The organism is Pseudoalteromonas rhizosphaerae (assembly GCF_902498845.1).
GTDB lineage: Bacteria > Pseudomonadota > Gammaproteobacteria > Enterobacterales > Alteromonadaceae > Pseudoalteromonas > Pseudoalteromonas rhizosphaerae.
Genome location: NZ_CABVLM010000005.1, coordinates 341,291 through 362,443 on the forward strand (window position 1 = coordinate 341,291; position 21,153 = coordinate 362,443).

Below are 21,153 nucleotides of genomic sequence, written 5' to 3' on the forward strand. Positions count from 1 at the left end.
ATTTAACACGGCTCATCTTTGTGGCTATTGTAAAAGTTTAGTCAAACAAATGCACTGTTTGTAGTTCATCGCATAAATAAGGAACTGACAACTTATGCTGCCAGTTTACATTGGGCTATAGCAGTATTGAGGGTAAGTCTGCTAACGAATCACAAACATGATCTGCCGAGTCGATGGCTACCGCATCAAACTCCTGCCCGGATCGTACAAGCACCCGAGTGCCAATAACCGCTTTACTTGCCGCTTGCATGTCGCTTAGTTTGTCTCCAACCATAATGCTGCCAGCTGGATTGATATGATGATCAGCGATGCCTTGCAGTAACATGCCCGGAGCTGGTTTACGACAATCACACTGTTTGAGGTATTCGGGTAATGCTTTTTTCGGGTGGTGTGGGCAAAAGTAAACATCTGTCACCTTTACTTGATGCGCAGCAAATTGGGCTATCATCCACTGTGTTAAAGCGTGAAAATCCGCCTCTGAATAGTAACCACGGCCAATACCAGATTGATTAGTCACTATGATCAGTTTATAGCCTGCATCAGCAAACGCCTTACATGCAGTAAATACGCCTGGCACAAATTCAAATTTATCCGACTCATAAACATACCCGTGGTCAATATTAACCACGCCATCACGGTCTAAAAATAAGGCTTTATTGATATTGCTCATAATTGCTCTTTCTCAACCACAAGGTCAAACATCAAAGCTACTTCATCAACACTTATTTGGCTCATTAGATCACTGCCTTTAACCCGTGTACCCCAAGGTAATTGCTCAGCGGTTTTACCAGTTTGCTTGAGTAAGTTTTGGTGATACACCTCAACCACGTAATTTTGATATAAATAGGGTCCAGTGCGTTTCGGGTTTGAGTGGGCATATAAACCAATAACGGGAGTGCCTACGGTGACGGCCATATGAGCAGGGCCTGTATCAGGTGCTAATACCAATGCAGCTCGTTTAAGTACGCAAAGCAACTCTTTGAGTTTGGTTTTACCCACTAAATTAAGGATTGGCGCTGTAGTGGCTGCAATAATGTCATCACTGAGCGTCACTTCAAGCTCTGTCGGGCCACCCGTGATCACCACATGAAACCCTTGCTTGTAGGCATGTTCTGCAAGCTTAGCATAGCGTTCAGCCAGCCAATTGCGTTCTTTTTTACTGGCAGCTGGAGAAATCACAAAAATTCGCCCCTCTAATCGCTCCGTACCAAGTAATTCATCAGCATTACTTTGATCATGTTCGCTGACTGGCATTTGCCAGTTTGGTTGATAATCAGGTACACCTATCGCCTGCGCAAAGCCTTTAAAGCCTTCTAACACATGAGCCTGCTGCTGTGGTGCAATGCGCTGATTAATAAACAAGCTATGCAATTCTTTTGAGCGCGCCCAGTCAAAACCAATTTTAACTTTTGCAGGAATACAACGCGCCACTAAGTTAGCTCGAAGTGCCACTTGCATATGCAGCAACACATCAAACTTACGCCCTTTAAATTTTTGTTTTAATTGCTGATAGGCTGCTTTGCCTTGTTTTTTATCAAACACCACCAGCTCAACACCGGGTAAATCAGCTAGTAACATGGCTTCAATTTTGCCGACCACCCAGGTAACTTTTGCATTGGGGTGCGCTTTTTGAATTGCCTGCACTGCAGATACGCCATGGCAAACATCACCAATTGCTGAGAGTCTTAAAATACAAATATCTGAATAGGTGGTTGAGTCAGTCACAGGTGTCCTTTGCTTTATGCTGGATAATTATCATGATCTTAAATTAACCACTCACTATTGCAAGCACTTATGCTCGGCTTTAAAACAGGTTAAGATAGCACTATCACCTGCAATAAAATAAGTACGCCATGTTTAACCAGCAAACCATCAATGAACATATTATTTTAAGCCATCCTGAGCATAGTGCCGAAATTAGCTTAAATTGGTTTGATAATGAATATTGGCAGCAGCAAGGAAAAATTGTCGGCGCCAAAAAAGGTCGCGCAACTGCATGGTTTTTCTGCCATAACGGGCTAACAGCTGTGCTCAGGCATTATTGGCGTGGCGGTTTAGTGGGTAAAGTGCTAAGTGATCAATATGTGTTTTTTGGACTGGAAAAAACCCGTGTTTACCAAGAGTTTTCATTAATGATGAAACTGTGCGAATTAGGTCTAAATGTACCAAAGCCGATTGCAGCTAAAATATCGCAAGCTGGCTTAATTTACCGTGGCGATATAATTACTCAAGCTGTTGCAGGCGCACAAAGTGTGCTTGATATATTAAAACAACGTCCCTTTAGCGCACAAGAGTTAATTAAAGTAGCACACACGATTGCGGATTTTCATAATCATGGGGTGTATCACGCTGATTTGAATATTAACAACATTCTATTTGATGAAACGGGCGAGATATACATTATTGACTTTGACCGCGGTGAACTAAAACTCCCCGCCAGTAATTGGCAACAAGCTAATATGACCCGCCTTGCTCGTTCATTTCATAAAGAGCAAGGCCGAAATCAAGTAATGCATTGGCAAACTACAGACTGGCAGCAGTTACACACAGCATACCAGTCCACTCTTAAAATATAGCCGTTAAGCCTTTATTTTACTGATCACTTTTGACGTAGAGCAGCCATTTAAAAACTCAAGTACTTCAACTTTTCCGCCATGGCGAAGTACATGATCAGCGCCTGCAATTTGTTCAACAGTGTAATCTCCACCCTTTACTAAGATATCAGGACTGATCAGCTCAATTAATTTAGCGGGTGTATCGTTTTCTTCAACTGCACCAAATGGAATTACCCAATCAACTGATGCCAAAGCGCTCAGCACCATAGCACGCTCATCAAGCGGGTTAATAGGGCGCTCAGGACCTTTTAAACGCGTTATTGATTCATCATTATTTAAACCGACGACTAGACGATCTCCACGTGCTTTGGCTTGTGCTAAGTAACGCACATGCCCCGCATGTAAAATGTCAAAACAACCATTGGTGAACACGATAGTTTCACCATTTTGCTTTGCAAACTCAATATGCTGAAGCACATCATCAAATGGGGTTTGATAATGCTCGCCGGTTTTTTGTAAGTATTGACCTAACTTACGACTTAACTCTTCAGGCGATACCGTAGCTGCCCCTAATTTACTCACTGCAATTCCAGCCGCAAGGTTAGCAATTTCCACTGCATCTTTAGGCTGCATTCCTGCACCTAACATCACCGCCAGAGTTGCAATAACAGTATCACCAGCACCGGTAACATCACTGACTTCAAGCTGTTGCGCTGCAAAATCGTGTTTTTCATCGGCACTAATAAGTGACATACCTTGCTCTGAGCGAGTCAATAGCATGGCCGCGATCCCTGCATCGCTGATCAGTGCTCGGGCACTGTCTGCTAAATGTTGTTCAGAATCTGTTTTACCACCGGCAAGCTTAAATTCATTCAAGTTAGGAGTAATAAAATCAGCACCGCGATATAAGTTTAAGTCTGAGGATTTAGGATCAATTAGAACTGTTTTTCCAGCACCTTTAGCAAGTTTTATCATTTGCTGGATCAAGCTTAATGAGCCTTTATTATAATCTGAGAATAAAACAAAGTCGTACTCATCTAATACTAATTCCAGACGGTTTAAAAGTAGTTGGCTGTGTTGCTCAGTAAACATCTCTTCTAAGTCAAGTCTAACGACTTGTTGATGACGGCTAATCACACGCATTTTTGAAATAGTTGGCAAATCACAAACACTGACTAATTGTGAATCTATACGTTCATCAGCAAGAATTCGCTCTAAGATTTGGCCGCTTTCATCTTCACCAATTAAACCCAACAAGCCAACTTTACCATCTAAACGGGCAATATTTTTTGCCACGTTTGCCGCGCCACCGGCTTTATCTTCAAATTTACTTACTTTCACTATTGGCACAGGTGCTTCTGGCGATATGCGCCCTGAATCACCATGCCAATAACGGTCAAGCATCACATCACCAACCACTAATATTTTAGCGTTAGACAGGTTTTTTAATAACGCTAGATCCATTAACTCTGCCCCGCTACAACCATATCAATGGCTTCACATAACCAATGACCAATAAACATATGTGCTTCTTGAATACGTGCGGTTTCGTCATCTTTAATAATAATGGATAATTTAGCGATATCTTTTACTTTACCGCCATCGCGGCCTGTAAATGCAACTGTATAAGCACCTATTTCATTTGCAGCAGCTAGCGCTAAATTAATATTAGCGCTAGTACCAGAGGTAGTTAAACCAATCACTAAATCCTCAGGCTTACATAACGCAAGAACCTGACGCTCAAAAACTGTGTCAAAGTGATAGTCATTACTATGCGCAGTTAAGATGGAAGTGTCGGTTGTTAGCGCCATAGATGCTAATGGGCCACGTTCTAATTTGTAGCGTACGACGAACTCTGCTGCTAAATGCTGAGCATCTGCTGCGCTGCCACCATTACCAAACCAAACTACTTTTCCACCAGCTTGCAAAGTACTGTGGCAAACTTCAAGCAATTGCATTACTTGAGGATGGTATGTTTCCATCGTTTCAAACAATACTTGGTGACGGGTTAAACTTTCAAGGTAGCTGCTCGCTACAGAATCAATATTAGACATGGGTAATCCTCTCAAAATTAGTCTGACTAGCTACTACCAAAAAAGTGCCACTGACAACCACGTATAGTTATCACCAAAGACATCTTCGCCGTAAGTTAAAGTTGTTTCAATATTATATTCATGCCACTTTCGGTTATTACTGATTTGTAACTCAATGGCTTGTTTATATTGCTCACTAACACCACCAAAATCGTTAACATAGCCACTCTCGTTATCTATTAAAGTAAACTTTGTACGCCAAAAAGAATCCTGTGTGGCTGCATAAGAGACCTCAAGGCTATGTATATTCGAAGGCACACCATCACCAAAATAACGTTGATCAGCAGCATAATGACCAATAACATAGCCATCATTAGTATTGCCATTTGTTGGATATATGTAATTCATATACCAAAGACTATGCATGCTAGTATATTCGTAGCGAAGTGACAGATCGCTAGTTAATTGAGGTAAGAACACGCCATAATTATAAACAATATTACCAAATTGGTAGTTTTTGTGTTCTTTGGTATCTTCGCCGCCATACTCAAAATAAAGCTCTGCCGGCATACCCCAATTAAAGTTCACAACACTCGTTATTGAAGCAAACTGGTCGCCAAGTTCATTATCAGGGCCCCCCGCTATTGCACCATTATCATTACCTGCAGGGTCAAAGAATGCTTTAGCTACATCGCTAAAACCAACATCACGAGGCCCACCACCAAATTGCATCATACGATTAATGCCAATTTTCCACCCATCTACAGGCTCTAAACTAATATGTGTGCCAGCTAAGCGAGGCGTGCCATCATGCAATTCATTTTGATATAATATGCCTTTTTCAACATGTTCAAGCTCGGAGTAATAAAGCTCAAAATCAAAGTTCCACCAGTTATGGGCTGGTGCCACCATCCCTAATGAAATTGATGGCGAGGTACGGGCATTAGTAGAAATAATCTGCGCTGATTGCTTAAACGGCGAAAACCAATGCTCTTTGTAACCAATATTTAACTGCAAGTCATCGCCAGCAAAACTGACAAAACTGTTATAATTAACGAATTTATTTTGCTTCGCGCGATAATCAACTCCCACTTGCATCAAGGTATAGTCATTAGGACGCCAAATACCCTCAAAGAACACTTGCCCCCATTCATCAGAGCTCACACCACGTTGATTGGCAAGCTTGGTTGCATTGCTGCCATCAGCACGCAGCTTAACACCTACTCGAGTAATATTATCGTTGCCTTGATAAGGCTTAATTTTAGCACGTATTGCCGCGACTAAACTTGGCTGTGCATTTTGCAATTTAGTAAGCGCCGCTTCAACTTCCGTTAAGCGATAAGGCTTTGTCATCGGTGTGCCTGACGTCAAGGCAAATAACGTATCGAGCTGATGATCAAGCTGTGCATCCATGCCAATTGGTAAGTAAGCAGTTGGTGTTGCAAGTGAAGGCAATGCGCAACTCATAAAACTGGTTAATACCACGGCTTTTATCAATTTGAATTTCATAACGACTGTATTTTTCATAATGGTAGTTAAATATTACCAAATTAGCTGCAACTAAACACCCAAAACTCTCTGTTCTAACGCTTTTTAACAATTTCGCATTTTGCTTAAAGGGTATCCGCGTTATCATTAGTGTTTATAATTCGAGGCTGGAAAATGGCACGCTTTTTTTATTCACTGATTCTTTATTTGCTTAGTCCTCTCATAACCTATTATTTATATATACTTAGAGGTAAAAAGAACGCAGGTTATCGCGCGCACTTTGCGGAACGATTTGGCTTCATTACGATAAAAAATACCTCGCAAGAAAGTACAGTATTAAAAGATGATCTAATAGTGATCCACTGCGCTTCAGTTGGTGAAGTACTTGCTGCAACGCCTTTGCTCAAAGAGCTACAATACCAGCAGCCAAGTAATTCATTTATGATAACCTGTAACACCCCCACAGGCCGTGAACAAATACATAATAATTTTAAAGACTCGGTACAGTGCGCCTATTTACCTATTGATTACCCTTGTGCTACAGCGCGCTTTTTAAAGCGTGTTAAACCCACGTTAATGTGTATTTTAGAAACCGAACTTTGGCCTAATTTTATGGCGCAGTGCAAACAACAAAATATTCCTGTACTGGTACTCAATGCGCGGCTTTCAGCAAAATCGCAACAAGGTTATCAAAAAGTAGCGCCATTAACTAAGGTTATAATGCAATCAATTTCCGCTTTAGCTAGTCATAATCATGAAGACGCTAAACGCTTTATTGAGCTTGGCCTCAATGAGCAAAAAGTGCATATTACTGGCTCAATTAAATTTGATATAAAGCCAACTAGCGAGCAGTTAGACAAAGTCGATACCCTAAAAAGCCAATACAATAATCAGCGTTTTATCTGGGTTGCCGGTTCCACGCACCCTAGTGAGCATGAGCTGATATTAGCTGCTCAGCAGCTGCTGCTAAAACAGATTCCAGATGCACTGCTAGTTATTGCGCCGCGCCACCCAGAACAATTTGATAAGGTCGCCACATTGCTTGAAGACTCACCATTAAGCTTTAGCCGCCGCAGTAAAAATAACTATCAAAGCGAGCAAGTACTCCTTGCTGATACTTTAGGTGAATTGCAATGTTTATATGGTATGGCCAACATCAATTATATTGGCGGCAGTTTAATTGCACGTGGCGGGCATAACCCTCTCGAGTCAGCGGCATTTTCTGTCGGTGTTTTAACAGGCCCGCATACCTATAATTTCAACCATGTTTACCCTGAACTGATTGCATCAGGTGGGTGTATACAAGTAAGCGATACAAAGATGTTAGCGGAGCAACTATACGAGCTTCATCAACAACCAGCGTTTTGCCAGCAGCTAGGTCTACAGGCAGCACAATGTGTTGCTAACAACCAAGGTGCCATCGCGAAAACTATCACCATCATTAACAAATTTTTAGAGCCACACAATGACTGAACAAACAAAACTAACCTTACCAGAACAACAAACCCGCTTATGGGTAGCTAATGTCATTGTTAAATATAACTTTTGCCCCTTTGCCCGTAAAGAAGTTGAAAATAATTGCATACATTATCAAACTAGCCAAGCAACCAGCATTGATGATGCTGTGATGGAGATGATCGAACAATGTATTGAACTTGATCAACAACCGGCTCGAGAGACTACATTATTGATGTTTGAACAAGGCTTTACTGACTTTGAGGAATTTTTAGATTTAGTGGATTTAGCCAATGCGCTATTAGTTGCCCAAGGCTTTGAAGGTAAATATCAAATAGCCAACTTTCATCCTGACTATGTGTTTGCCGATAGTGATGACAATGATGCAGCAAACTACACTAACCGCGCGCCTTTTCCTACCTTACATTTAATTCGTGAGGCTAGTATGAGTGCAGCACTTGATGATTATAATGAACCTGAATCAATTCCAGATCACAACATCAATTTAGCTCGCCGAAAAGGCATCGACTTTTGGCAACAATTACTTGCTGGATGTAAAAAGCCGAGTGCTTAATCACTCAGCTTTTAGTAAAAAGGAATGTTACTTTTTAACCCATTCTCCGTTCACTTCAACAAAGTGACCCGATTGGGTTTTTTCAATCGTTTTAGCAGCAGCCAGCGCTTCTACTTGAGAAAGCGACAAGTTGTTCTTTTTAGCGAGCTTTAAATATTGTGCTTTACGTTTAGCATTAATTTCATCGACAACCACTTTTGCCTCTGCATTTTGCACCACAAGGCCTAAATAACCAGAGCTGTCCTCACCCACTAGCCCTTGATTTTTTGCATCATCTAACGAAATGGCCCAAGCCGAAAACGACAAACACACCGCACTTAATAAAGTGACAATGCTTAGTTTTTTATTTTTTACTATATTCATACTTGCTCCTTAAAATAATTCGCTGTCATCACTAAATAAACTGTCGAGTTCTCTATCAACTTTTACGCGGATTTCATGATCGACCTTAACATTTAAGTTAATTGTAATAGGTTCCTTAGCGGCCACCTCAACACGATGCGTACATGCACTGAGCAATCCCAATGCGGTTAATATTACTAACCATTTAGTCATTATTACTTCCTTTTGTTGAATACTCTTGTTCAACTTTTTGCGTAATTTCATCACTTAAGCGCAGTGCTCGTAATAGTGTGAACACGTTTTCTTCATGATTATAGTTAAAATTAACTTGCTGTGCTTGCTGTTGATTATACCCTTGCAAATTAACGCCTAAGGTCATCCAGCCGTCAGGTTTTAAGTTAACACTACTTTTAATACTCTGAATATCTAAATTTTCAAGCAAGCCAAGTATAGGTCCTAACTCTTGTTGTTGAGCCTTTACCGAATTAAAAGCTGCATTATCAGTGATAAGTAATTTAGCAGCACCTTGATTAACAAGCTGCCCACCTTTAACCTCAATACCCGCTTTTGTGAAATAAACAGGCAAGTGTCCAGCTACATTTCCCGTTAAGCTAATACCCGATTTAGCATCAAGGGTAATGACCTTGCTAGCATCTATATTGTCAAATGTAACTAATGCTTGTTGCGGCTCTTCTGTAAGGCGATATTTATCCAGCAAGAAATGCCCTCCCATAACCTTCCCTGTAAGCTCCGTAACAGCAAGTTCATTTGCCCGTACTTGCCAAAACCCTGTTAGCTGCTTCACCACAGCACCAGCTCGTAATTCATTTAGTTCAAATGTAGAAGGCACAACATTAAGCTGCCCTGAATCATAACGACCTATAAATTGAGTATTAAAATGCTTAGCAAGGTAATCTGTGTATAAACCACTTACACCGACTACCTGTAAAGAGAGATCGGCCTGTTGCAGATTAATATCACCAGCAATACGGCCACTGACTTTACCATCTGTTAAGGTTGCAAGCGGCACAAATTGATGAAGCAGTGGATTAAGCTTAGTAACTAACTGCTCTGAAATGATCACCTCAAATGGATGAGCTGTGCTTGTTATATTATGCATTGCTACAAGCTCTATCCCTTCTACATATATATGATGAGATGCCTGCAGGGCACGACTTTGTAAACCTTTTGAGCTTATACGAATATCGTTAAGTCGTAATTCTTCCGTTTGTAGCTTGGCTAACTTTGTTTCACTGGTTAAATCAAAAAACAATTCCCCTGCTGACAAACTTCCTGCAGCAGTTAGCTGATTCGCCAGCTGAGATAGTTTAATATCCCCCATATTAACAGTATCAATCTGACTCGATAAGCTAGCGGTTAAGTATTGATTACTTTGTAGCTTCGCCTTAAAAGTTGCTTGGTAATTATCAATACCAATATCATGCACTTTTAATTGCCCCAGCGCTAATTGTGCTGACAATTCGAGAGCAGGCTGTGCAGCCAATATGCTATTTATTGAAAAATGCCCTTGTGCACTAATATGCTGCGCATCAACATCGATAAAATCAGGCAGCGCAGCCACTTTTAACTGATAGTTACCATCAATATCACTGCTAACAACACTCGCGGCTATATCTAATAATGCAATATCATCACTCGAAAACGACAACGCGAATTGTGCCAATAGGGTTTCTAAAGGGTTCTTTATATCAACCGCTAACTGTTTAACATTCATGAGCAGTTGTGATCCTGCCTGCAATGTTAGCTGATCTAATGTCAATTGAGTGTCTTGCACAATGATCTTACTAGGTAAAACTAATCGCCAATTTAACGGTATTTGCCGAGTAACAAATTGCTGCTGCGCATCATCATCGATAACACCAGCCAAACTTTGTAAACACTCATTTTTGCCATTGAGTGTTGTTGCTAATTGCTGAGCATCTAGGGTTAATGTTTTTGAATTTAAGTTATAGTGACTACTGACTTTGCCACTACTTTTAATTGTCATCGAGCAGGTATTGATGGCGTAAGTGAAATCAGCACCTAGCTGAGTGTCTATATCAAGTACAATACCATCAAAAGCGAATCTATTTTGGCTAGTTAAATTAAGTCCTGCAATCGAGTTTACAGTCGCGGCCTTAACTGTAGAAAGTAGTCGCTCATCAAGCTCAATATTTCCTGCCAACTTGGTATTTTTAACGTCAACCTCAGCTTTCACATCACCAGTAACAACAAACTCATTTAACACCGGCTCATTTATGCTGATAATAAGTGGTTTTTTTAATTGAGAATGAGTGATCACTAAACGTTTTAGGTGTAACAACGGGCGAGCTTGCGGTAGCGCCAAAGCAAGCTTTTTAGCCACACTAGGCTCACTCGAAGAATCGGGGGTTACCAGTATTAAATTTGCACGGTTAACCGTAATGTTTTGAGTATTGGCCGTAATATCAGCTAATTCAAGCAACTGCCCTTGATAGCCAATACATGCTCGCTGTACATGGAGATCCAGATTGGTTGTTAACGACCAATCCAAACAATGCAGTTCAACTCCGGCTTGATGAAGTGAAGGAGCAACAAAATGCAAGGTGATCGGCATGCGAAAAATATAGCCAAGTGAAAGTACACTTAGCACTAGAATTAATAACCCCCAACCTACACGCTTAAACATATTATCCTTAAAATACCTTTGACCTTTGACCAGCATAAACAAAAAAGGCTGCATAGTGCAGCCTTTTATTCTAGTACTAGATAATGAATCTAGTGTGTATAAATATAGTTTAGCCTACATTTTTACGTGCATTGCGGAACATACGCATCCATGGGCTATCTTCGCGCCACTCATCTGGGTGCCACGAGTTAGCAACCGCACGGAATACACGTTCAGGGTGTGGCATCATTACAGTAGCACGGCCATCAGCTGAAGTAATACCTGTGATACCTTCTGGCGAGCCGTTCGGGTTAGCAGGATATTGTGTAGTAGGGTTACCGTAGTTATCAACAAACTTAACCGCTACAGTACCTGACTCAAGCGCTGCTTTCACTGCTGCATCATTAGCAAACTCAGCATGACCTTCACCGTGAGACACTGCGATAGGCATACGAGAGCCCGCCATACCGTTGAAGAATACCGAAGGATTCTCTTGCACTTCAACTAAGCTAAAACGTGCTTCAAAACGCTCAGATTTATTCGTTACAAAGCGTGGCCAATGTTCAGTGCCAGGGATCAACTCTTTTAATGTTGATAACATCTGACAACCGTTACACACACCTAAACTAAATGAGTCTTGGCGCTCAAAGAAGCTTTGGAACTGCTCACGTGCCATATCATTAAATAAGATTGATTTAGCCCAACCTTCACCAGCACCTAACACGTCACCGTAAGAGAAGCCGCCACATGCCACTAAGCCTTTAAACTCTTCCAGACTTAAACGCCCTTCAAGAATATCGCTCATGTGTACATCAACTGCCGCAAAACCAGCACGGTTAAATGCTGCTGCCATTTCTAAATGCGAGTTAACACCTTGCTCTCGTAAGATAGCCATTTTAGGCTTAGCGCCTGTCGCAATATACGGTGCTGCCACATCTTCATTTAAATCGAAGTTTAGTTTAACGTTAAGACCAGGATCTTTAACATCAAACTTGGCATCAAATTCTTGCTTAGCACAATCAGGGTTATCACGACGTGCTTGCATTTGGTAGGTGGTTTCTGCCCAAATAGTACGTAATTCAGTACGCGTATTACTAAGTACAGGGTTACCAGCGCGGTTAAATACCACACTGTCGTCACTGTTAAGTGTGCCAATTTCATGGCTGATTGCAGCAATTCCATGTTCAGCAAATACTGCGTTCACGACCTCTAAATCACTGTTAGCAACTTGGATTACCGCTCCGAGCTCTTCATTATAAAGTGCTTCAATGTCAGAACCTGTTAAACCATCTAAATTAACAGTCACACCAGTATGACCCGCAAATGCCATTTCAGCCACTGTGGTAAATAAACCACCGTCTGAACGGTCATGATAAGCAAGTAACTTATTATCAGCGACTAACGCTTGCATTGCATTGTAGAAGCCTTTTAGTAATTCAGGGCTATCTACATCTGGCGTTACATCACCTAATTGCTTATAAACTTGCGCTAAACTTGATGCACCTAGTCGGTTTTTACCTGCACCTAAGTCAACCAAGATAAGTGAGGTTTCACCTTTATCTGTACGTAGCTGCGGAGTAACCGTTTTACGTACATCGTCAACACGACCAAACGCGGTGATAATAAGTGATAATGGTGCTGTTACTGACTTCTGCTCGCCATTCTCATCCCACTGGGTTTTCATCGACATAGAGTCTTTACCCACAGGAATGGTTAAACCAAGCGCAGGACAAAGCTCTTCACCCACCGCTTTAACTGCTTCGTAAAGACCCGCATCTTCGCCAGGGTGACCAGCTGCTGCCATCCAGTTAGCAGACAACTTAATATTTTCAAGCGGTCCAATGTTAGCACAAGCAATATTGGTTAATGATTCAGCTACGGCCAAACGTGCTGATGCACCGTAATTAAGCAATGCTGCAGGTGTACGCTCACCAAGAGACATTGCCTCACCATGGTAAGTGTCATACGTTGCTGCAGTTACGGCACAGTTAGCAACTGGCACCTGCCAAGGACCAACCATTTGGTCACGAGCAACTAGCCCTGTTACTGAGCGGTCACCAATGGTGATCAAGAACGTCTTTTCAGCAATCGCAGGTAAACGTAATAAACGTGTTGCCGCTTCACTTACGTCAATATTTGCAGTATCCAGCGCTTTACCAATAACTTGTTGAGATTGCGCTTCACGGTGCATTTTAGGTGCTTTGCCTAATAACACATCCAGTGGTAAATCAACGGGGTTGTTACCAAAATGGCTATCTGCAACGGTTAAATGACGCTCTTCAGTCGCTTCACCTATTACAGCATATTGCGCACGTTCACGCTTACAAATGGCTTCAAAACGGTCAAAATCTTCAACCGCGACAGCAAGTACATAACGCTCTTGAGACTCGTTACACCAGATCTCATGCGGTGCCATGCCCGGCTCATCATTCGGAATATCGCGCAGTTGGAATTTGCCCCCACGACCACCGTCATTAACAAGCTCAGGGAATGCATTTGATAAACCGCCCGCGCCGACATCGTGAATAAACGCGATTGGGTTAGCATCACCTAACTGCCAGCATTTATCGATGACTTCTTGACAACGACGTTCCATTTCTGGGTTTTCACGTTGTACTGACGCAAAATCTAAATCTTCATTTGATTGGCCTGACGCCATTGATGAAGCAGCGCCGCCACCTAAACCAATGTTCATCGCTGGGCCACCTAACGCAATCAACTTAGCGCCAATAGGAATTTCACCTTTTTGTACATGGTCAGTACGAATATTACCTAAACCACCGGCAAGCATAATTGGCTTGTGGTAACCACGCACCTCAAGGCCATTATGACTGGTTACTTGCTCTTCATAAGTGCGGAAGTAACCAACTAAGTTTGGACGACCAAACTCATTATTAAACGCAGCGCCACCCAATGGGCCCTCAGTCATAATATCTAATGCTGTAACGATACGAGCAGGCTTACCAAAATCAGTTTCCCACGGTTGCTCGTAACCAGGAATACGTAAGTTTGATACAGTAAAGCCAACTAAACCTGCTTTTGGCTTAGAGCCACGGCCTGTTGCACCTTCATCACGAATTTCACCACCTGAACCGGTAGCAGCACCAGAAAATGGTGCAATCGCAGTTGGGTGGTTATGGGTTTCAACTTTCATCAAGATTTCAATGTTCTCTTGATGATATGCATATTCACCTTCAGCATTTGGGAAGAAACGACCTGCTTTCGAACCTTTCATTACTGCGGCGTTATCTTTATAAGCAGATAATACGTTTTCAGGGTTTAGCTCGTAGGTATTTTTAATCATTTTGAATAGCGATTTAGGCTGAACTACACCATCGATGGTCCAATCTGCATTAAAAATTTTATGACGACAATGCTCTGAGTTTGCTTGTGCAAACATAAATAATTCAATGTCGTTCGGGTTACGCCCTAACTTTTGGAAGTTTTCTACCAAGTAATCAATTTCGTCATCAGCAAGGGCAAAACCTTGCTCAACGTTTGCAGTTGCTAGCGCTTCACGGCCGCCGGCTAAAATGTCAACTGATGACATTTGACTCGGTGCATCAGTACGGAATAACGTCGCAGCGTCGTCCATTGCGCTGTGCGTTGCTTCGGTCATGCGGTCATGTAATAAGGCTGCAACTTGATTTAATTGCTCAGCGTTTAAGTCACCTTCAACATAATAAGCGATGCCGCGCTCAACACGGTGTACTTGAGTTAAGCCACAATTATGTGCAATATCCGTCGCTTTTGAAGCCCATGGCGAGATTGTGCCAGGACGAGGCGTTACTAACACCAAAGTGCCTGCAGGTGTATGTTCGGCAATCGTTGGACCATAGGTAAGTAACTTCTCAAGCTTAGTTTGCTCATCACTTGACAGCTGTGCGGTTAGATCTGCAAAGTGTGCATACTCAGCGTATACATTAGTGACTGGAAGTTGCGCCTGTTGGCAACGGGCTAAAATTTTCTGAACTCTAAAATCGGAAAGTGCTGGTGCACCACGAAGGATCAACATAGGTATTTTCATCCGGGGTTAGGGATTGAACGATATTTTAGGCGGGTATTATATACTCAAGTAACTCGGAAATACAGGTTAAGCAGGGAATTAAAATTGCGGCAAGAGCGCTATAAGTTAGCATCGTTTATTACTAATAATGCCTAGTGGCAGATGAAATATCAAACACAGTAAAGTCAACTATGACAAATCGCCAAGTGACGTCATCGCAAAGTTTTGATATAAGGGTGTAATAGCATTCAAGGGGCACAGTATGTTTAAACAAAAGCTAATAACAATCATTACGTTAGTAATGCTTTTGTGTGCCTGCGATATGCAACAACAGCAATCTCAACTTAGCCAAATAAAAACTCAAAACAAAATCAGAGTGGGTACGTTAGCTGGAGCAAGTAATTATTATCAAGCAGTGCAAGGTGAACAAGGATTTGAATATGAGTTAGCGCAAGAGTTTGCAGATCACCTTGGGGTTGAACTGGAGATGGTGCCATTTTTTAACTTATCCGACATGTTTTCACGCTTAGATAGCGGCGATTTAGACTTAATAGCCTCTGGTTTAACGTACAATAAAGTACGCGCCCAAGATTACCGTTTTGGCCCAACCTATCGCACAATTAGCCAAAAACTGGTTTATAAACAAGGTAGAGTAAGACCTCGTGATTTTGATGATCTAACCGATAACCTGACAGTACTTGCCAAAAGTAGCCATTCATTGGCACTGCAACAAATTAAACAAACTCACCCCAATTTAAATTGGCGCGAAACAGAAGATCTCGACGAAGAAGAGCTATTACAAGCAGTGATCGATGGTGAAATTGATTACACTCTTGCCGACTCACATACCCTATCGTTGTTTCGTCGCTATCACCCTAATCTTAGTATTGGTTTTTCTGTCACTCGTAACGATCCCATTGCTTGGCTGCTGCGCAAAGACGGCGACGATTCGTTATATGCGTTAATGGTGCCGTTTTTTGGTGAAGTAAAACAAAGTAATCAGCTTTATGTACTTGAAGAAAAATATTTTGGCCATGTCCGCCAATTTAACTACGTTAATACCCTTGCCTATATTGAAGCAATTAAAGAAACACTGCCAAAATATCAACCTTGGTTTGAGCAATATGCAGGCAGCCTAGATTGGCGATTACTTGCAGCTTTAAGTTATCAAGAATCAATGTGGAATCCGCGAGCAAAATCCCCCACAGGAGTTCGTGGTATTATGATGCTCACTCGTGATACTGCAAAGCAGGTCGGCGTAACTAATCGTCTTGCTCCTGAGCAAAATATCAAAGGCGGCGCAGAATATTTGACGAAGCTAGAAAAACGAATTCCCGACCGCGTTCCTCAGCCAGATCGTACTTGGCTAGCTTTAGCATCCTATAATATTGGTTGGGGTCACGTGAACGATGCTCGTATTATTACCGAGCAGCAAGGTGCTAGCCCTGATAAATGGGCTGATGTGAAAAAACGCTTACCGCTATTAATCAAAAAGCGTTACTACCGTAAAACCAAGTATGGCTATTCGCGCGGTGACGTTGCAGTCCAGTATGTGGATAATATTCGTCGTTACTACGATGCACTAGTTTGGTTAGATGAAAATGACGCGATCAGCATACCGACTACTGAACCCGATGATGCTGAACAAATAGATCAACCTACTACCCAAGCTGCTGAGATTAAAAATCCAAAGCCTGCCACAATACAAACCACGGTCTCCCCAACAAAAGATGACAGTATCGATGAGCAAGCACCGCAAAAAAAAGATAACGGCGAACAATAAAAATAACTTAAAATGCGATAGGTACGCGCAAACTAAAATATCTATTTACTTGTCATCAAATGATCACTAATGTGTAGTATCAAGTATATAATTAACTTATATCTTTTCTCACTCTCACATTTTCAGGAGAAACCATGCTGAAACGTCGGCGTACACATTCGTTCAAACGAAATGTTATTTATTCATCATCTACCCGTCGCAGAATAATGCTGCGTAATTTACATAGAAAAGTAATTTGGCGTCGCAGAATGTTTGCAATGCAACAAATGGCAGAGTTAAGCATTGCAGCACCTGCAGGTTAAGCCTTCAGGTCACGCAAAGCTTTCTTTGCAGCTTTTATTTCTTGACGGCGGCGTTTAAAAAAATCAGAAATAGTTTGCCCACATAACTCACCTAGTATTCCGGCCTCAACTTCAACCTGATGATTTAATCTAGGATCTTGTAATAGATTCATAATAGAGCCTGCTGATCCTGTTTTTTCATCCGCAGCACCAAACACTAAACGTTGGATACGACTGTGTACTAGCAACCCGGCGCACATAGAGCATGGCTCCAACGTGACGTATAAAGTACAATCAATCAAGCGGTAATTATTAACGACCTTGCCACCTTCGCGTATCGCAATCATCTCTGCATGAGCAGAAGGATCGTTATCGGTAATCGAACGATTGTAGCCAGCTGCAATCAACTGATTATCTTTGACCAGTACAGCACCGACAGGAATTTCATTCAACTGCTCCGCTTTTTTTGCATACTCTAGAGCTTGCGCCATCCAATATTGATCGTTCAATTGTTCACTCATTGACTTAATCTTTAACTAATTATTGTTTAATTATACTCACTTAGGCCATTAAAACGCTAAATATACTGATTAGTGATAAAAATAAAACAAATTAAAACAGCTTTAACATGGCTCACCCCGTGCGATTTACGATATAATCTCTCGCTTTTTTTATTTAGCTCACAACACACGGGTAGCAAATGAAATTTCCTGGACGCCGCAGGCATAAACATTATTTTCCAGTGGAAGCCAAAGATCCACTTACTAATCAACTCAACGCCAGTGATAAGTTGCAACGCAGCTACATCACAGGGATAGATCAAATCGTAGTTGATATAGAAGCTAAAGTCGATCAAGCTTTCCTTGACGAATTTCAACTGCGCCGAGGTATGTCGCAAGTTATTGATAGTGATATAACCAATGCATTATATGACCGCTTAAAACTCAACGATATGATCGATTATGAGTTTGCAGGCGGTACTATCGGCAACACTATGCACAACTACTCAGTATTAGCGGATGACCGCTCTGTACTACTGGGTGTGATGAGTGAAAACATTAAAATTGGTAGCTACGCTTATCGCTTTTTATGTAACACCTCAAGTCGTGTCGATCTCGACTATTTACAACCGGTAGATGGTCCTATCGGTCGCTGCTTTACACTCATTGACGATACTGGTGAACGTACTTTTGCCATCAGCGCAGGGCTGATGAACCACCTACGACCTGAATCAATCGATCAGGAGTTAATAGAGAACTCATCGGCATTAGTGATCAGTGCTTACTTAATGCGTACGCAAGGTTCTGAGACGATGACAGAAGCAACAATGCAAGCTGTCAAATATGCCAATGATGCTGGCATCCCTGTCGTACTCACTCTTGGTACTAAGTTTTTAATCGAGCAAGACCCTACTTGGTGGGCTAGTTTTGTTGAAAAACATGTTGATATTTTAGCAATGAATGAGGAAGAAGGGCTGGCAATAACTGGCTTTGAAGACCCTCTACTTGCTGCTGATAAAGCACTTGATTGGGTAGATTTAGTGATCTGTACCGCAGGTGAAAAAGGCTTGTTTATGGCAGGCTACATCGATGAGCAATTTAAACGAGAAACAGAATACCCATTGCTGCCTGGCGCAATACCAGATTTCAATCGTTATGAGTTTTCGCGCGCTATGCGCAAAGTTGACTGTCAGCAGCCAATTCGTGCATACAGCCATACAGCGCCATTTATGGGTGGTCCAGACTCTATTAAGAACACCAATGGTGCAGGAGATTGTGCATTAGCGGCGGTACTACATGACTTATCGGCAAATGTTTACCATAAGCTCAATGTTGGTAATTCAGCTAAACACCAGCAACCGGCAATGACCTACTCATCATTAGCACAAATTAGTAAGTATGCTAACCGTGCCAGTTTTGAGGTGTTAGTACAGCATTCACCGCGCTTATCTCGTGGTTTACCTGAGCGTGAAGACTGCCTCGAACAGGTTTATTGGGAGCAGTAACAACTCCCAATACATATTAGTTAAAAAATAGAGATATCAAGTTTTTTAGATAGCAGCTCAAGGGCTGCTATTCCTGCCACCGAGTTGCCAAATGAATTTAACCCTGGCGACCACACAGCCACTGTAAACTTATTCGGTAACACCGCTAATATAGTACCCGATACTCCTGATTTACCCGGCATACCAACCCTATAACCAAAATCGCCCGCCGCATCATAGAGGCCGCTGGTAAATAATAATGAGTTGAGCTGTTTGTTTTGCAGACTTGAAAGTACGCGTCTATTAGACACGTTATCTATCCCTTTATTGGCCAGAAAGTTATATGCTTTAGCCAATTCGACACAATTGAGCTCTATTGCACAAAAATTAAAATATGCCCATAACACATCATCAACTTCGTTTTTAAAGTTACCAAAGGACTTCATTAAATGCCCCATTGCAGCATTACGATGACGAAATTCATACTCAGAATTAGCGACCTTTTTATCAATCACTATGCCCTTATTTCCAGACAATAACCTAAATGTTTCTAACATTGAATGCATAGGTGCAGACAAGCGGCTATATAACGCATCACAGGTAACGATAGCACCGGCATTTATGAAAGGGTTACGCGGTATACCCTTTTCAAACTCAAGCTGAGTCAAAGAGTTAAACGCAGTACCTGACGGCTCTTTGCCGACTCGTTGCCATAATTCATTACCATAGCGCTGCAGCGCTAACGTTAACGTCATTACTTTAGAAACCGATTGAATTGTAAAGCGTTGCGAGCAATCGCCTGCGCAAAATGTCTGGCCATCAGTCGTATATATAGCAATAGAAAATTGGTTAGCATCAACCTCAGCCAATGCTGGAATATAATCCGCCACTTTACCTTGTGATAACAGTGGTTGCACCTCAGCGGTAATTTCATTTAAGACTTGTTGATAATCAGAGGTAGGCAAGGTAACCCTCATTGGCATTGAAAACAGAAATAAAATTCTACCATATTAGAAGAAAAGCAGACTGACTTTATTACTCAAATAATACCTAATAAAACACGCTTACAGTCACTTATGAATAATGCTGATTTGCCTTTTACTTACAAAGAGTGCGAGCTTGCATTTTCTTATGGGTAGCGCGAGTTTTTTAAGATTAAAAAGTGGCAGTACACGCATGTCAAAGGTTAACACTGACGGCTCGAAGCCAATAGCTTTTCTGCAGACGTAAAAAAGCCCGACTATTGCTAGTAGGGCTTTCTCAATTTGGAGCTTGGCGATGTCGTGGTGCCCACAGCGGTAGAGTGCCACATAGCAAATGTATAGAGTAGGCTTTAGGCTCTTATTCTTTTCCTTTAACCTATTACCTTTCACCTCGAACCTTCTTTATTCCAGACGTAAAAAAGCCCGACTATTTCTAGTCGGGCTTTCTCAATTTGGAGCCTGGCGATGTCGTAGTACCCACAGCGGTAGAGAGCCACATAGCAAATGCCACACTATCTTTGTGTCGGGGCGGCCTTGTGCGGGGCTCGCCTTCGAGCTGGTTTGTTTGATGTATAGGAATACGAATGCCGTGAAGCACAGGATATGCAAGAGCGGCCACTACTGAGTTCACCATGGGGTCTTGGCTTGGTGTTTTCATTTTATTCCAGACAACAAAAAACCCGTTACATCGCTGTAACGGGTTTCTCTTATTTGGAGCCTGGCAATGTCCTACTTTCACATAGCAAATGCTACACTATCATCGGCGCTGTTTCGTTTCACTACTGAGTTCGGCATGGGGTCAGGTGGGTCCAAAACGCTATTGTTACCAAGCAAATACGGTGTTAATCGCGTTAGCAATTAACTAAAATTTGGAATTCTGATAATAAAGAGTATCGTAAATCTACTTTAGTCTATTAACTTCTTGCGCTATCAACTATCACATAAAACGCGTTTGGCGTTGTATGGTTAAGCCTCACGGGTAATTAGTACAAGTTAGCTTAACATATCACTATGCTTCCACA

17 protein-coding genes and 1 rRNA gene are annotated in these 21,153 nt (G+C 41.8%); 6 read left to right on the forward strand and 12 right to left on the reverse strand.

Annotated features, from left to right (window positions below; translation table 11 throughout):
- Positions 1 to 115: 115 nt before the first annotated feature.
- Together gmhB and PSR9079_RS10335 are read right to left on the reverse strand one after the other, a co-directional pair.
- Complete coding sequence (gene gmhB / locus PSR9079_RS10330) at positions 116 to 670, reverse strand: D-glycero-beta-D-manno-heptose 1,7-bisphosphate 7-phosphatase (RefSeq protein WP_149981400.1); 555 nt, start codon at positions 668 to 670, stop codon at positions 116 to 118.
- On the reverse strand, positions 667 to 1,725 hold the full coding sequence (locus tag PSR9079_RS10335; protein WP_149981401.1) for a glycosyltransferase family 9 protein: 1,059 nt from the start codon (positions 1,723 to 1,725) through the stop codon (positions 667 to 669). Before PSR9079_RS10335 ends, gmhB begins: the two co-directional genes overlap by 4 nt.
- Before the next feature lie 128 nt (positions 1,726 to 1,853).
- Between PSR9079_RS10335 and PSR9079_RS10340 the strand changes: the two genes are divergently transcribed.
- Positions 1,854 to 2,576: a 3-deoxy-D-manno-octulosonic acid kinase gene (locus PSR9079_RS10340; RefSeq protein ID WP_149981402.1), complete on the forward strand. Its 723-nt coding sequence runs from the start codon at positions 1,854 to 1,856 to the stop codon at positions 2,574 to 2,576.
- A 3-nt stretch (positions 2,577 to 2,579) separates the two neighbouring features.
- Here PSR9079_RS10340 and hldE read toward each other — a convergent pair whose 3' ends face one another.
- From hldE to PSR9079_RS10355, 3 genes are read right to left on the reverse strand one after another with little or no spacing between them, the layout of a single operon-like run.
- Positions 2,580 to 4,019 (reverse strand): bifunctional D-glycero-beta-D-manno-heptose-7-phosphate kinase/D-glycero-beta-D-manno-heptose 1-phosphate adenylyltransferase HldE, encoded by a 1,440-nt coding sequence (gene hldE / locus PSR9079_RS10345; RefSeq protein WP_149981403.1) that lies wholly within the window; start codon positions 4,017 to 4,019, stop codon positions 2,580 to 2,582.
- Positions 4,019 to 4,609 carry an SIS domain-containing protein gene (locus tag PSR9079_RS10350; protein ID WP_145235052.1) on the reverse strand — a complete coding sequence of 197 codons (591 nt, stop codon included), beginning with the start codon at positions 4,607 to 4,609 and terminating at the stop codon, positions 4,019 to 4,021. Before PSR9079_RS10350 ends, hldE begins: the two co-directional genes overlap by 1 nt.
- Before the next feature lie 33 nt (positions 4,610 to 4,642).
- Positions 4,643 to 6,097: a capsule assembly Wzi family protein gene (locus PSR9079_RS10355; RefSeq protein WP_149981404.1), complete on the reverse strand. Its 1,455-nt coding sequence runs from the start codon at positions 6,095 to 6,097 to the stop codon at positions 4,643 to 4,645.
- A 153-nt stretch (positions 6,098 to 6,250) separates the two neighbouring features.
- On the opposite strand from PSR9079_RS10355, the gene waaA reads away from it, so the two are divergent.
- Together waaA and PSR9079_RS10365 are read left to right on the forward strand one after the other, a co-directional pair.
- A complete protein-coding gene (waaA, locus tag PSR9079_RS10360) occupies positions 6,251 to 7,549 on the forward strand; it encodes a lipid IV(A) 3-deoxy-D-manno-octulosonic acid transferase (protein ID WP_149981405.1) in 1,299 nt (432 codons plus the stop codon).
- Positions 7,542 to 8,105 (forward strand): DUF1415 domain-containing protein, encoded by a 564-nt coding sequence (locus tag PSR9079_RS10365; RefSeq protein ID WP_149981406.1) that lies wholly within the window; start codon positions 7,542 to 7,544, stop codon positions 8,103 to 8,105. The genes waaA and PSR9079_RS10365 overlap by 8 nt, the downstream gene beginning before the upstream one ends.
- Positions 8,106 to 8,132: 27 nt before the next feature.
- Here PSR9079_RS10365 and PSR9079_RS10370 read toward each other — a convergent pair whose 3' ends face one another.
- The 4 genes from PSR9079_RS10370 to purL all read right to left on the reverse strand — a co-directional run bounded on the left by PSR9079_RS10370 (position 8,133) and on the right by purL (position 15,109).
- On the reverse strand, positions 8,133 to 8,468 hold the full coding sequence (locus PSR9079_RS10370) for a YdbL family probable chaperone protein (RefSeq protein ID WP_149981407.1): 336 nt from the start codon (positions 8,466 to 8,468) through the stop codon (positions 8,133 to 8,135).
- Positions 8,469 to 8,477: 9 nt separating this feature from the next.
- A complete protein-coding gene (locus PSR9079_RS10375) occupies positions 8,478 to 8,660 on the reverse strand; it encodes a YnbE family lipoprotein (protein ID WP_149981408.1) in 183 nt (60 codons plus the stop codon).
- On the reverse strand, positions 8,653 to 11,115 hold the full coding sequence (locus PSR9079_RS10380; protein ID WP_149981409.1) for an intermembrane phospholipid transport YdbH family protein: 2,463 nt from the start codon (positions 11,113 to 11,115) through the stop codon (positions 8,653 to 8,655). Before PSR9079_RS10380 ends, PSR9079_RS10375 begins: the two co-directional genes overlap by 8 nt.
- Positions 11,116 to 11,224: 109 nt before the next feature.
- Positions 11,225 to 15,109 carry a phosphoribosylformylglycinamidine synthase gene (purL, locus tag PSR9079_RS10385; protein ID WP_149981410.1) on the reverse strand — a complete coding sequence of 1,295 codons (3,885 nt, stop codon included), beginning with the start codon at positions 15,107 to 15,109 and terminating at the stop codon, positions 11,225 to 11,227.
- 253 nt (positions 15,110 to 15,362) lie between these two features.
- On the opposite strand from purL, the gene mltF reads away from it, so the two are divergent.
- Positions 15,363 to 16,883, forward strand: a complete 1,521-nt coding sequence (gene mltF, locus PSR9079_RS10390; protein ID WP_149981411.1) for a membrane-bound lytic murein transglycosylase MltF — start codon at positions 15,363 to 15,365, stop codon at positions 16,881 to 16,883.
- A gap of 134 nt (positions 16,884 to 17,017) precedes the next feature.
- Complete coding sequence (locus PSR9079_RS23655; protein WP_169020230.1) at positions 17,018 to 17,185, forward strand: hypothetical protein; 168 nt, start codon at positions 17,018 to 17,020, stop codon at positions 17,183 to 17,185.
- Here the strand turns inward: PSR9079_RS23655 and tadA are convergent.
- On the reverse strand, positions 17,182 to 17,685 hold the full coding sequence (tadA, locus tag PSR9079_RS10395) for a tRNA adenosine(34) deaminase TadA (protein ID WP_149981412.1): 504 nt from the start codon (positions 17,683 to 17,685) through the stop codon (positions 17,182 to 17,184). The genes PSR9079_RS23655 and tadA overlap by 4 nt on opposite strands.
- A 179-nt stretch (positions 17,686 to 17,864) precedes the next feature.
- Between tadA and PSR9079_RS10400 the strand changes: the two genes are divergently transcribed.
- A complete protein-coding gene (locus PSR9079_RS10400; protein WP_145235032.1) occupies positions 17,865 to 19,169 on the forward strand; it encodes an inosine/guanosine kinase in 1,305 nt (434 codons plus the stop codon).
- A gap of 20 nt (positions 19,170 to 19,189) precedes the next feature.
- Here PSR9079_RS10400 and glsB read toward each other — a convergent pair whose 3' ends face one another.
- Both glsB and rrf read right to left on the reverse strand, forming a co-directional pair.
- Positions 19,190 to 20,113: a glutaminase B gene (glsB, locus tag PSR9079_RS10405; RefSeq protein ID WP_145235030.1), complete on the reverse strand. Its 924-nt coding sequence runs from the start codon at positions 20,111 to 20,113 to the stop codon at positions 19,190 to 19,192.
- Between the two features lie 734 nt (positions 20,114 to 20,847).
- Positions 20,848 to 20,962: ribosomal RNA gene (rrf, locus tag PSR9079_RS10410) — 5S ribosomal RNA — on the reverse strand.
- Positions 20,963 to 21,153 lie beyond the last annotated feature (191 nt).

Coding starts and splice junctions, on each gene's coding strand:
- tadA (WP_149981412.1), bottom strand. CDS start 17,685: ATGAGTGAACAATTGAACGATCAATATTGGATGGCGCAAGCTCTAGAG.
- PSR9079_RS10375 (WP_149981408.1), bottom strand. CDS start 8,660: ATGACTAAATGGTTAGTAATATTAACCGCATTGGGATTGCTCAGTGCA.
- gmhB (WP_149981400.1), bottom strand. CDS start 670: ATGAGCAATATCAATAAAGCCTTATTTTTAGACCGTGATGGCGTGGTT.
- PSR9079_RS10400 (WP_145235032.1), top strand. CDS start 17,865: ATGAAATTTCCTGGACGCCGCAGGCATAAACATTATTTTCCAGTGGAA.
- PSR9079_RS10350 (WP_145235052.1), bottom strand. CDS start 4,609: ATGTCTAATATTGATTCTGTAGCGAGCAGCTACCTTGAAAGTTTAACC.
- PSR9079_RS10355 (WP_149981404.1), bottom strand. CDS start 6,097: ATGAAATTCAAATTGATAAAAGCCGTGGTATTAACCAGTTTTATGAGT.
- hldE (WP_149981403.1), bottom strand. CDS start 4,019: ATGGATCTAGCGTTATTAAAAAACCTGTCTAACGCTAAAATATTAGTG.
- PSR9079_RS10365 (WP_149981406.1), top strand. CDS start 7,542: ATGACTGAACAAACAAAACTAACCTTACCAGAACAACAAACCCGCTTA.
- waaA (WP_149981405.1), top strand. CDS start 6,251: ATGGCACGCTTTTTTTATTCACTGATTCTTTATTTGCTTAGTCCTCTC.
- mltF (WP_149981411.1), top strand. CDS start 15,363: ATGTTTAAACAAAAGCTAATAACAATCATTACGTTAGTAATGCTTTTG.
- PSR9079_RS10370 (WP_149981407.1), bottom strand. CDS start 8,468: ATGAATATAGTAAAAAATAAAAAACTAAGCATTGTCACTTTATTAAGT.
- PSR9079_RS10380 (WP_149981409.1), bottom strand. CDS start 11,115: ATGTTTAAGCGTGTAGGTTGGGGGTTATTAATTCTAGTGCTAAGTGTA.
- purL (WP_149981410.1), bottom strand. CDS start 15,109: ATGTTGATCCTTCGTGGTGCACCAGCACTTTCCGATTTTAGAGTTCAG.
- PSR9079_RS23655 (WP_169020230.1), top strand. CDS start 17,018: ATGCTGAAACGTCGGCGTACACATTCGTTCAAACGAAATGTTATTTAT.
- PSR9079_RS10340 (WP_149981402.1), top strand. CDS start 1,854: ATGTTTAACCAGCAAACCATCAATGAACATATTATTTTAAGCCATCCT.